General features: G+C 44.2%; 7 protein-coding genes and 3 rRNA genes. 8 read left to right on the top strand and 2 right to left on the bottom strand.

Annotated elements, in window-relative coordinates; genetic code table 11:
* Positions 1–127: 127 nt before the first annotated feature.
* The 7 genes from ACZ43M_RS14310 to rrf all read left to right on the top strand — a co-directional run bounded on the left by ACZ43M_RS14310 (position 128) and on the right by rrf (position 9,403).
* Positions 128–907, top strand: coding sequence for a TerC family protein (locus tag ACZ43M_RS14310; RefSeq protein ID WP_464503234.1), 780 nt, complete (start codon positions 128–130; stop codon positions 905–907).
* A 128-nt stretch (positions 908–1,035) separates the two neighbouring features.
* Positions 1,036–1,677: a PAQR family membrane homeostasis protein TrhA gene (gene trhA / locus ACZ43M_RS14305; RefSeq protein WP_464503233.1), complete on the top strand. Its 642-nt coding sequence runs from the start codon at positions 1,036–1,038 to the stop codon at positions 1,675–1,677.
* Between the two features lie 200 nt (positions 1,678–1,877).
* Positions 1,878–2,663, top strand: coding sequence for a hypothetical protein (locus ACZ43M_RS14300; protein ID WP_464503232.1), 786 nt, complete (start codon positions 1,878–1,880; stop codon positions 2,661–2,663).
* A gap of 92 nt (positions 2,664–2,755) precedes the next feature.
* On the top strand, positions 2,756–3,961 hold the full coding sequence (locus ACZ43M_RS14295) for an SEC-C metal-binding domain-containing protein (protein WP_464503231.1): 1,206 nt from the start codon (positions 2,756–2,758) through the stop codon (positions 3,959–3,961).
* A 435-nt stretch (positions 3,962–4,396) separates the two neighbouring features.
* Positions 4,397–5,946: ribosomal RNA gene (locus ACZ43M_RS14290) — 16S ribosomal RNA — on the top strand.
* A gap of 199 nt (positions 5,947–6,145) precedes the next feature.
* Positions 6,146–9,083, top strand: a 23S ribosomal RNA gene (locus ACZ43M_RS14285).
* Between the two features lie 203 nt (positions 9,084–9,286).
* A 5S ribosomal RNA gene (gene rrf / locus ACZ43M_RS14280) occupies positions 9,287–9,403 on the top strand.
* Together the 16S, 23S and 5S rRNA genes form the textbook arrangement of a ribosomal RNA operon.
* 473 nt (positions 9,404–9,876) lie before the next feature.
* Here rrf and ACZ43M_RS14275 read toward each other — a convergent pair.
* Positions 9,877–10,068 (bottom strand): small, acid-soluble spore protein, H family, encoded by a 192-nt coding sequence (locus ACZ43M_RS14275; RefSeq protein WP_464503230.1) that lies wholly within the window; start codon positions 10,066–10,068, stop codon positions 9,877–9,879.
* Between the two features lie 59 nt (positions 10,069–10,127).
* Positions 10,128–10,829 (bottom strand): hypothetical protein, encoded by a 702-nt coding sequence (locus ACZ43M_RS14270; RefSeq protein WP_464503229.1) that lies wholly within the window; start codon positions 10,827–10,829, stop codon positions 10,128–10,130.
* 166 nt (positions 10,830–10,995) lie between these two features.
* Between ACZ43M_RS14270 and ACZ43M_RS14265 the strand changes: the two genes are divergently transcribed.
* A complete protein-coding gene (locus ACZ43M_RS14265) occupies positions 10,996–12,432 on the top strand; it encodes an IS6 family transposase (RefSeq protein ID WP_464503228.1) in 1,437 nt (478 codons plus the stop codon).
* Positions 12,433–12,812 lie beyond the last annotated feature (380 nt).

Genomic DNA, 12,812 nt, shown 5'->3' with positions numbered 1-12,812 from the left:
GAGCGAATGTCTACAGATTTTTTTATTTAAATGAGGAACCTTAGAAATGGAATCGACCTCGCCTTTTTGGGAAATTATACGGTAGAAAACATATACCTAGTTCTTCTCCCAGAAAGGAGTGTAATGGATGGAGTCAATATGGTTGGAGTATGCTTGGGCATTATTAATACTAATTGGATTGGAAGGGTTATTGTCAGCTGACAATGCTCTGGTACTTGCCGTTATTGCCAAGCATTTACCTGAGGATCAGAAAAAAAGAGCCATCAATTATGGAATCATGATGGCATTTGTATTCCGCTTTGCTGCCCTTTTTGTCATTTCTTTTATTGCGAATGTTTGGCAAATCCAGGCAATTGGAGCAGCCTATCTTCTATACCTTGGATTAAAGCATGTCCTACAAGCAAAGTTCGGAAAAGAAAATAAGAACATTCATAATGATGATGAAAAGGAAGCCATAGGCAAAGGGTTTTGGCCGACAGTGGGGAAGATTGGTCTGGCAGACTTGGCATTTGCCGTAGATTCAATTCTGGCTGCGGTTGCGCTCGCCCTTGGTCTTCCAGATTCACCGCTTGGTGAATTCGGCGGAATGGATGGAGGGCAGTTTACCGTCGTCTTACTAGGAGGAATAGCTGGCCTGATTCTGATTAAGTTTGCCGCAACCTGGTTTGTAAAACTTCTTGAAAAACGTCCTGCCTTGGAAACAACAGCCTATGCCATTGTGGCGTGGGTCGGTGTTAAACTTGCCGTTATTACCCTTGCCCATGAGGATATAGGTGTTATAAATCATGACTTTCCCCACAGTACTATATGGACTCTGATTTTCTATGGTGTTTTGGTAGCGATTGCCCTAATTGGTTGGTTTGCTCCTGGGAGCAAGTCTGTTAAAAGGTTAAATCCGGAGGGTTAAAAAATAAACTGGGGCCAATTCAAACGTTTTGCAGGAAGGAACGATGACATGATATCTTAAACTCACTGGCAAGTGACTAGTAAGTCATTTTGCTTTGTATTGATTATATGGTTAAGAGGGGAAATCGATTGGCAAATACACACATATTCAGCAAAGGTGAAGAAATCGCCAATTCTGTTACTCATGGAATTGGCGCTCTTCTCAGTATTGCAGCGTTGGTTATTCTTGTTGTATCTTCATCTATTTATGGAACAGTCTGGCATATCGTTAGTTTCACTCTTTTCGGTTCAACCATGGTTTTAATGTATATGTCTTCTACACTCCTGCATGCATTTCCGGAAGGCAGCAAGGTCAAAGATATTTTTGAAATTTTTGATCACTCTTCTATTTATTTTTTCATTGCCGGTACATACACGCCATTTATGTTTGTTGCCGTGAAGGGGTGGCTGGGCTGGACCATTTTTGGGATAGTTTGGGGTGTTGCCATTGGCGGAACGGTTTTTAAATCGTTTTTCGTCAAAAAGTTCCTGTTTACCTCGACCGCCTTGTATGTATTTATGGGCTGGTTAATTGTGTTTGCCTGGAAACCACTTTCACATTATTTGGAACCTTTGGGCCTTCATTATCTAGTCATTGGAGGACTTTTATATACAGTTGGTTCCATCTTTTATATATGGCGAGGATTTAAATACCATCATGCCCTGTGGCATCTGTTTGTGATTGCAGGAAGTATCATGCATTTCTTTAGTGTGATGACATTACTAAACTAAGGCCCTCATTAGCAGGGCTTTTTTGCGTAGGGTGAAAGTGAGAAATAGTTACATTTCCTCAGATTTTTGGTCCAATATTAATAGTCCAATTAACCATTCCTTTTCTTTTTTGACTACATTAAGATAGATATGAAAGTGAAAAAATGAGAAATATCTACATAATTTGCAGCCTCAGAAGTTAGGAGAGGGGAGGGCTTATCGTGAATACGGATCAAGCTTTTGACTTTTTAAAGAATGCAGGCGTTTCGGAGGATAAAAGCATTCAAACCGTGAGACGCTGGATGCGTGAACGTAAAATAAGCTATGAAGGAAAGACTGGGCAACGGGAGTCCGGCTACATATTTGAAGATACAGACCAAGCAATAGAATTGTTGAAGGATGCAGGTGTTTCAGCAGGTGCAGGCATTCCACTAGTGAAACGCTGGTATCACGAAGGTAAGATTAGAAAGGTGGGAGAAGGGTACAAGCTGTCGGAGTACCTTTCTAACCAACGCCGTTTGGAAAATAAACCTATAAAACAAGATCACAAACTTTTAGATATAAAAGAAAAAATAAAAGCTCAGGATAAGCAGCTTCAGGGATTGGAAGAACTTCATAAAAACTCGGTCCGAGCCCTGATTGAACAAAGAAATAAATTGAAAAGAGAGCTCGCAGTTCTAATGAAAGAAAAAACGGAATGGCAAGTTGAATCTGAAAAAATACTGAAAGAAAATGTTGAATTGCGCAAGGAACTGATCAAATTAAGAGAGGAACTTACTAGGAAGGGCAAAAGAGTAGAAGAAACAACTCAGGATTCAACTATTTCCCACGTATCGAATTATCATCAAAAATTAGGTCTCTCAAAAAAAGCTGGCGAAAAAGAAGTATTAGTCCGGTTTAAAAAATTGTTAAAACTAACACACCCCGATCACGGAGGAAATCCTGCAGCGTTTCATTATATTAAAACGGACTATGATCAGTTTAAAACTAGTTTAAGGGATAAATAGACAATGTTTTTTAGAGATTACCCTATTTATTGCTATACTTTAGTCAAAAGTACGTTTACAGAACTTATTTATAATTATAGAGGTGAACAGGTTTGACTAATAAACAATTGGAAAAAGCGACGCTTAACATGTTAAAAGGTATAAAACAAACGCAAGAGAGAATGGAACACAGCCAAGAATTGAAAACCTGGGGTGATATCTCTCTTCCGCTCACCTTAAAAGATGTTCTTACCATGCTTTCCATGCATGAATTAGGTGAGATTAGAAAACGTTTGAACCTAAAAGGTGTCAGCCAGTTGAAAAAAGCGGAATTAATTGATTTGCTTTGTTCTCAAATCCCACTAATGCTTGAAGAGGTTTGCAAGGAAATGGATTTGGACCGTTACCAGCTGGTAAAGGATATTATCAGAAATGGGGGATCAATCCTAGCGCCTAAATTAAAGTCACATCAATTCAATTATTTGCGTAATAGCGGTATCTTTTTTACCGGAACATATGAGGGAAAAAGGATACTCGGCATGCCAGAGGAGCTTGTCAAGCATTGTTTTTTTCAGGATGGTGACAAGGAATTTAGGGACATTTGCAGCCGAAATACAGAATGGATAAAGCTCACAAATGGACTTCTCCATTATTATGGAAGCCTAACCACCAATGAACTTTTTGATTTCCTGGAAGCATACACGGATTCTTCAATTAGGGTTAGAGAGTATCTGGACATAATCTATCTGGCAAAGTCCTACTATAGAAATATTAAAATTGATGAAACAGGATATTCTAATGATCAAGTGATTGATCCGAAAAAAGTAAAACAAGAACACCAGATGCGAAAGGACTTGCCGTTTTTCCCATTTTCCAAAGAAGAGCTGCTGAAAGCTGGTGAACCTGGATACATTGACATAACAGAAAGTTACATACAATTCGTACGCTTTTTAATGCAGAACTACGAAGTCACCAAGAAAGATGCGGATGGACTTGTAAAGGAATGTGTACATAGTACACACTTAGGCGAGCATCCTAATAAAATTCTGCAATTTCTATCAAGCCGACTGGAATTTAAAAATATCGATGCCGTAAGGAAGTGTATGGATCAAGCGGTTAACCTGATGAATAACACCCGGCAATGGTTCCTTAAAGGATATACACCAAATGAGGTATCGCAAGTTCAGCAAAAAGCATCACGGGCATTAACAAACGAGAAAAATAATATACTAGATTTAAATTCTAATAAGAAAATTGGCCGAAATGACCCTTGTCCTTGCGGAAGTGGCAAAAAATATAAAAACTGTTGTGGGAGATAAATAATCATTCAATTAATCCACCTCGTATTTAGTTTTGATGGATTATTGTAAACTCCTTTAAGAATCCTCTTTTTGGAAAAAACTACCGATTGAACGACTGCAAAAATGCGATATATTATTAATCCAGTCGCCACTGAGCGACGAAGTAATTTAATCTTACTCATTTGAAAATTACCACTTGCATATTAACTTTCTAGGTGGTAAGATATAAAAGTTGTTTTAAAACATGTCGAACATTAATTAACTATCAATTGTGATTGGTAAAAATTAATAGTTGATATATTTGTGACAAATTGATATACTAGTTTCTGTCGCTTCTGAAAAGGGTGGCTTTGATAGTTCTTTGAAAACTAAACAAACAAAAACGTCAACAATAAATTATTCATTCCTAACGGAATGAAGCCAACGTAACTTTTTTGAGCTAATCAACTCATTTTTTTGGAGAGTTTGATCCTGGCTCAGGACGAACGCTGGCGGCGTGCCTAATACATGCAAGTCGAGCGAATCAATGGGAGCTTGCTCCTGTTGGTTAGCGGCGGACGGGTGAGTAACACGTGGGCAACCTGCCTGTAAGACTGGGATAACACCGGGAAACCGGTGCTAATACCGGATAATTCTTATCAACACATGTTGGTAAGCTGAAAGTCGGTTTACGCTGACACTTACAGATGGGCCCGCGGCGCATTAGCTAGTTGGTGAGGTAACGGCTCACCAAGGCGACGATGCGTAGCCGACCTGAGAGGGTGATCGGCCACACTGGGACTGAGACACGGCCCAGACTCCTACGGGAGGCAGCAGTAGGGAATCTTCCACAATGGACGAAAGTCTGATGGAGCAACGCCGCGTGAGCGAAGAAGGCCTTCGGGTCGTAAAGCTCTGTTGTCAGGGAAGAACAAGTACCGGAGTAACTGCCGGTACCTTGACGGTACCTGACCAGAAAGCCACGGCTAACTACGTGCCAGCAGCCGCGGTAATACGTAGGTGGCAAGCGTTGTCCGGAATTATTGGGCGTAAAGCGCGCGCAGGCGGTCCTTTAAGTCTGATGTGAAAGCCCACGGCTCAACCGTGGAGGGTCATTGGAAACTGGGGGACTTGAGTGCAGAAGAGGAAAGCGGAATTCCACGTGTAGCGGTGAAATGCGTAGAGATGTGGAGGAACACCAGTGGCGAAGGCGGCTTTCTGGTCTGTAACTGACGCTGAGGCGCGAAAGCGTGGGGAGCAAACAGGATTAGATACCCTGGTAGTCCACGCCGTAAACGATGAGTGCTAAGTGTTAGGGGGTTTCCGCCCCTTAGTGCTGCAGCTAACGCATTAAGCACTCCGCCTGGGGAGTACGGCCGCAAGGCTGAAACTCAAAGGAATTGACGGGGGCCCGCACAAGCGGTGGAGCATGTGGTTTAATTCGAAGCAACGCGAAGAACCTTACCAGGTCTTGACATCCTCTGACACTCCTAGAGATAGGACTTTCCCCTTCGGGGGACAGAGTGACAGGTGGTGCATGGTTGTCGTCAGCTCGTGTCGTGAGATGTTGGGTTAAGTCCCGCAACGAGCGCAACCCTTGATCTTAGTTGCCAGCATTTAGTTGGGCACTCTAAGGTGACTGCCGGTGACAAACCGGAGGAAGGTGGGGATGACGTCAAATCATCATGCCCCTTATGACCTGGGCTACACACGTGCTACAATGGATGGTACAAAGGGCTGCAAAACCGCGAGGTTGAGCCAATCCCATAAAACCATTCTCAGTTCGGATTGCAGGCTGCAACTCGCCTGCATGAAGCCGGAATCGCTAGTAATCGCGGATCAGCATGCCGCGGTGAATACGTTCCCGGGCCTTGTACACACCGCCCGTCACACCACGAGAGTTTGTAACACCCGAAGTCGGTGGGGTAACCGTAAGGAGCCAGCCGCCTAAGGTGGGACAGATGATTGGGGTGAAGTCGTAACAAGGTAGCCGTATCGGAAGGTGCGGCTGGATCACCTCCTTTCTAAGGAATCGTTAGTCCTTACGGACTAATAAAACGTTGATTGTTTTCTGTTTGTTTAGTTTTGAGGGAATTATTCTCTCAAAGCTTTTTTATTCGTTCTTTGAAAACTAGATAATCGTAAGAAGAAGTAACCAAGTAAAAACCGAGTGATCGCCATTTTAGTTTTTCTCTCTAATGAATGTTAGAGTAAAACCTTTTAGGTTAAGTTAGAAAGGGCGCACGGTGGATGCCTTGGCACTAGGAGCCGATGAAGGACGGGACTAACACCGATATGCTTCGGGGAGCTGTAAGTAAGCTTTGATCCGGAGATTTCCGAATGGGGGAACCCACTGCTCGTAATGGAGCAGTATCTTTACCTGAATACATAGGGTATGGAAGGCAGACCCGGGGAACTGAAACATCTAAGTACCCGGAGGAAGAGAAAGCAAACGCGATTCCCTGAGTAGCGGCGAGCGAAACGGGAACAGCCCAAACCGAAAGGCTTGCCTTTCGGGGTTGTAGGACACTCAACATGGAGTTACAAAGGAACGGGGTAAATGAAGCGGCCTGGAAAGGCCAGCCGTAGAAGGTAAAAGCCCTGTAGTTGAAACTTCGTTCCCTCCTGAGTGGATCCTGAGTACGGCCGGACACGTGAAATCCGGTCGGAAGCAGGGAGGACCATCTCCCAAGGCTAAATACTCCCTAGTGACCGATAGTGAACCAGTACCGTGAGGGAAAGGTGAAAAGCACCCCGGAAGGGGAGTGAAATAGTACCTGAAACCGTGTGCCTACAAGTAGTCAAAGCCCATTCATGGGTAATGGCGTGCCTTTTGTAGAATGAACCGGCGAGTTACGATTACATGCGAGGTTAAGTTGAAAAGACGGAGCCGCAGCGAAAGCGAGTCTGAATAGGGCGTCATAGTATGTAGTCGTAGACCCGAAACCAGGTGATCTACCCATGTCCAGGGTGAAGTCCAGGTAACACTGGATGGAGGCCCGAACCCACGCACGTTGAAAAGTGCGGGGATGAGGTGTGGGTAGCGGAGAAATTCCAATCGAACTTGGAGATAGCTGGTTCTCTCCGAAATAGCTTTAGGGCTAGCCTCACGTAGTAAGAGTCTTGGAGGTAGAGCACTGTTTGGACTAGGGGCCCTCATCGGGTTACCGAATTCAGACAAACTCCGAATGCCAATGACTTATCCGTGGGAGTCAGACTGCGAGTGATAAGATCCGTAGTCAAAAGGGAAACAGCCCAGACCACCAGCTAAGGTCCCAAAGTATACGTTAAGTGGAAAAGGATGTGGAGTTGCTTAGACAACCAGGATGTTGGCTTAGAAGCAGCCACCATTTAAAGAGTGCGTAATAGCTCACTGGTCGAGTGACTCTGCGCCGAAAATGTACCGGGGCTAAACGTATCACCGAAGCTGTGGGTGGACACCGTCTGGTGTCCGCGGTAGGAGAGCGTTCTAAGGGCGTTGAAGCTAGACCGTAAGGACTGGTGGAGCGCTTAGAAGTGAGAATGCCGGTATGAGTAGCGAAAGACGGGTGAGAATCCCGTCCACCGTATGCCTAAGGTTTCCTGAGGAAGGCTCGTCCGCTCAGGGTTAGTCGGGACCTAAGCCGAGGCCGAAAGGCGTAGGCGATGGACAACAGGTTGATATTCCTGTACCACCTCTTTATCGTTTGAGTGATGGGGGGACGCAGGAGGATAGGGTAAGCGCGCTGCTGGTTATGCGCGTGTAAGCAGTTAGGCTGAGAAGTAGGAAAATCCGCTTCTCACATAAGGCTGAGCTGTGATGCCGAGGGAAATATAGTACCGAAGTTCCTGATTCCACACTGCCAAGAAAAGCCTCTAGCGATGATATTAGGTGCCCGTACCGCAAACCGACACAGGTAGGCGAGGAGAGAATCCTAAGGTGAGAGAGAGAACTCTCGTTAAGGAACTCGGCAAAATGACCCCGTAACTTCGGGAGAAGGGGTGCTCATTACGGTGAATAGCTGTGATGAGCCGCAGTGAATAGGCCCAGGCGACTGTTTAGCAAAAACACAGGTCTCTGCGAAGCCGCAAGGCGAAGTATAGGGGCTGACGCCTGCCCGGTGCTGGAAGGTTAAGAGGAGGGGTTAGCGCAAGCGAAGCTCTGAATCGAAGCCCCAGTAAACGGCGGCCGTAACTATAACGGTCCTAAGGTAGCGAAATTCCTTGTCGGGTAAGTTCCGACCCGCACGAAAGGCGTAACGATCTGGGCACTGTCTCAACGAGAGACTCGGTGAAATTATAGTACCTGTGAAGATGCAGGTTACCCGCGACAGGACGGAAAGACCCCGTGGAGCTTTACTGTAGCCTGATATTGAATTTTGGTACAGCTTGTACAGGATAGGTAGGAGCCTGAGAAGCCGGAGCGCCAGCTTCGGTGGAGGCGTCGGTGGGATACTACCCTGGCTGTATTGAAATTCTAACCCGCACCCCTGATCGGGGTGGGAGACAGTGTCAGGTGGGCAGTTTGACTGGGGCGGTCGCCTCCCAAAGAGTAACGGAGGCGCCCAAAGGTTCCCTCAGAATGGTTGGAAATCATTCGTAGAGTGTAAAGGCACAAGGGAGCTTGACTGCGAGACCTACAAGTCGAGCAGGGACGAAAGTCGGGCTTAGTGATCCGGTGGTTCCGCATGGAAGGGCCATCGCTCAACGGATAAAAGCTACCCCGGGGATAACAGGCTTATCTCCCCCAAGAGTCCACATCGACGGGGAGGTTTGGCACCTCGATGTCGGCTCATCGCATCCTGGGGCTGTAGTCGGTCCCAAGGGTTGGGCTGTTCGCCCATTAAAGCGGTACGCGAGCTGGGTTCAGAACGTCGTGAGACAGTTCGGTCCCTATCCGTCGTGGGCGCAGGAAATTTGAGAGGAGCTGTCCTTAGTACGAGAGGACCGGGATGGACGCACCGCTGGTGTACCAGTTGTCTTGCCAAAGGCATCGCTGGGTAGCTATGTGCGGACGGGATAAGTGCTGAAAGCATCTAAGCATGAAGCCCCCCTCAAGATGAGATTTCCCATAGCGTCAAGCTAGTAAGATCCCTGAAAGATGATCAGGTTGATAGGTCAGAGGTGGAAGCATGGTGACATGTGGAGCTGACTGATACTAATCGATCGAGGACTTAACCAAATAGAAAAGCGGAGGCGACTGTCCAACTTTGACAGACGTTGGAGGGTCGGCGCAGCAAATCCCGGTTTTGGATTTGTTGGGACGGACCGAAACGGCCGAGAAGTTAGGAGCCGAAGCTAGACAAGTCATATTGATTATTCGGTTTACAATTACTTCTTCTGCATTATCTAGTTTTGAGGGAATGAAACCTCAATCTCAAAAAGTCTGGTAGCTATGGCGAGAAGGTCACACCCGTTCCCATACCGAACACGGAAGTTAAGCTTCTCAGCGCCGATGGTAGTTGGGGCAAGCGCCCCTGTGAGAGTAGGACGCTGCCGGGCAAACAAAAGACAACCTGAAAAAATGGTTGTCTTTTTTGTGTTTATTTTAAAAGGGTAATTGGCTTTGAAAAATGGAGTATCGCGGATATATTTTGTTTTTTCGCGGATAAAATCAAATTAACGCGGATATATTTTGTTTTTCGCGGATATCCGCAGAAAAACCGCGGATATAATTTTTTAAGTCTATTTTTGGTGAATAAAATACCTAATCTTCCCCCTTAAATTACCCTAATGGGCCTCATTGGAGCAGTAAATCGCCAATTTCCCCTTCCAAATTACGCCAATAGAGCTTATTGGAGTAGTAAACCATAAATTTTTACGCTTCAACTACGCCAATCACGCTTATTGGAGCAGTGAACCCCAGTTTTTCCCCGTTACACTACGTCAATCAACCAAATTTGTTTGGCTAAACGCTGAAATTCACTATCTGCCCCGTAACGTCCCAACATAATAAATGAAAAATCCCATTTTATCTAGTGAACTTTATTATTTTCCACCAACCCATCGATGGAAACCAAGCGTCTTTCATCATGGGCCCCTCTTTGAGAAACCAATGCCATGCTGGATGTATCCTCGATACTTTCAATCCACACGGGAATGCCATGATAATTTACCAAAATTTCATCCTCTGATGCTAATACTTCTTTTACCCTGCTAAGATCCATTTAAATTCACCTCAACGATATTATTCCAAAGATTTATAAAATTATAAGAGGTTTAAAAACTAGTTTGTTGGTATAAGCTCGCCGATTTCATCGGAAATAATTGATGTATCCCAGGGATGCCAATAATAAGTTGTTCCGTCAAATTGAAGATCAAATTTATAGGCAATTGGTTCATCCGTGTAGAAGACCATTTCATAATAGGTGGGGTCGCCATGCTCTGTGCTGGGCTGGAAACCCGGGCTGTCCTTACTATTCGTTATGATTTCGAGAAACTTGTTTACATCCTCGGGCAAAGTGAGAGCAGCCATTTTTTTAGCACCCTCTTGTGTATAAGCAAGATAAATCTCAATTGTTTTCACTTTTTGAATTGGCATATCCTTATAGTGCCATTTGTACTCAATGTTATCTCTTGAAAAATAAACGCGATACCCGTTAATATCTCGTGGAGATTTTACAGCAATATACTGAGGATTGCCGGCTATCGCGAAAATCTCTGTTCCTTTTTCATGGAAAGCAGCGTCGCCATTACGAATTTTATAATTGGGGTTCGTCACATTGTCAGCCACTCTGAATTTTACTTCGCCAATCTTCTCCCCAATGTACTTTTTATCAGCCAAAGCTCCCGAATATATCCCATCGTATGTCACGCCATCCCATTTAATAAAATCAACCCAATCAATGACGGATTGAGCGCCAAATGGTGAGGAGCGACAGCCTGTTAATAACAATACAAGCACCAATAAGAAAGCCATATTTTTCATGAAAGCACCCCTTTATATGATAGCGTATTGTAAAAACTTTTATAAGAAATAGGCTATAAAATACCTAGATAGAGGGCTTTATAAGCAAAAAAATTGCCACCCCCTGAAATCTAAGGATAATTGAGGTTACCACACACCCAACAACCTAGATTAAGGAAGTGACAAGTTGTACCCTCAAATTATAACCTATTTATTAACTTTTATTAAGTACCAAGAACAAATAATTCGAACATTACTTACCCTTCTTATTGGGAAGGGGATGTTTGAAAAGCCTGAGGAAAAACCTGTAAATAAACCTTATCGTAAACTCCAGGTGGATGATCTTCCGATCATCGAAACCATTCAGAAACTTGATTACCGAACCCTCCTAACCGAATACCTGGAGAAGAACGGTAAACAACTAAAACCTGTTCAAAGGCGTTCGAATACAAAGGCATGTGTGCCCAAGTCAATGAAATGTCCGCAGTGTGGTGCTCCAGCGGATTATCTTTATGCCAATAATGGAGGCAAAGGACAGTTTCAATGTAAGGTGTGTGCCTGTCTTTTCAATGATAAAAATCGCTATTCGAAGGAGGCTATTTTGAAGTGTCCTCATTGTTCTAGGACCCTTGAGAAAGTCAAAGAGCGAAAAGACTTTGACGTGTACAAGTGTAAAAATAATGACTGTTCCTACTACCAGCAGAAACTGAATGGCATGTCTGCGAAAGAGAAGAAACAGTTTAAAAAGGATCCACAAGCCTTTAAATTAAGATATATCTTCCGGCAGTTCCACATTGATTTTCAGCCATTGTCAAAGGCTTCTCCTAAGAAACCAAAGGTTGACTTGGCCAGGCTTTATGTGTCGCCACATACATTGGGGCTTATTTTAACCTATCACGTTAACTATGGCCTTTCGGCCCGGAAGACAGCTGCACTCATGAAAGATATCCATGGTGTTTCTATATCGCATCAAAGCATTTTAAATTACGAGAACGCAGTTGCATTAATCCTTAAACCTTACGTAGACCACTATCCCTACGAGCTTTCTGATCAGTTCTGTGGGGACGAAACCTATATTAGGGTTCAAGGTCGTTGGCATTACTTGTTCTTCTTCTTTGATGCGGTAAAAAAGATCATTCTGTCTTATCCAGTGTCAGCAAATCGAGATACAGCGACAGCAATCCGTGCCATTGATGATGTCCTAATGAAATTTAAAGAGATTCCGGAAGATCTTACATTTGTGGTGGACGGCAATCCGATATATCTCTTAGCCCAACACTTTTACGCCCAGCATGATATTCACTTTGACATTACTCAGGTCATTGGGCTTACCAATGAAGATCCTGTATCAAAGGAGTATAGGCCTCTCAAACAAGTGATTGAAAGACTCAATCGCACATTTAAGGGCAATTATCGCTCAACACACGGGTTTGGGTCCGAACATGGGTCTGTTTCGTTTGTGACGCTTTTTGTGGCTTACTTTAACTTTTTACGGCCTCACTCAGCGTTAGAAGGTAATGTGCCAGTGGTTAATCCAGAGCTCTTACTGCGACCGAATATGCCTGCACGCTGGACTAAATTAATAGGTTTAGCTCAAGATTGGATCATTGAACAAACAGTCTAACTTTTTGTTTAGCAGAGCCCTTGAACCCACTAGCAACCGGCGAAGCGAACTCTTGACAAACCGAACTTGCCAATGGTTTAAAATGGAAATACCAAGGGCTATTTGGCATGCCTTCTTTTTGTCCCCGTCGCCCTTGATAAAGGAATCTCAAACCATTGGCGTGTTTGTCAAGAGCGGTTGCGGGGCCGACGCACCCAATATGTGGAAAGGAACCTAACCCCTTAAGGAGTTTTCATAGAACTTTTGACACTACCTATGATAGACGGATGATGAGCCTTTTTGATTCAGAAACCAAATCTCTGTTGGAAATTTATACTATTAAACTTTATTTTACAGTATAATAGCATTGAAAAATAAGAAAATTCAATACATAAAGGGGA

The sequence above is a fragment of the Neobacillus sp. B24 genome (assembly GCF_055381825.1).
This window is presented reverse-complemented; position numbering and strand designations above follow the sequence as displayed.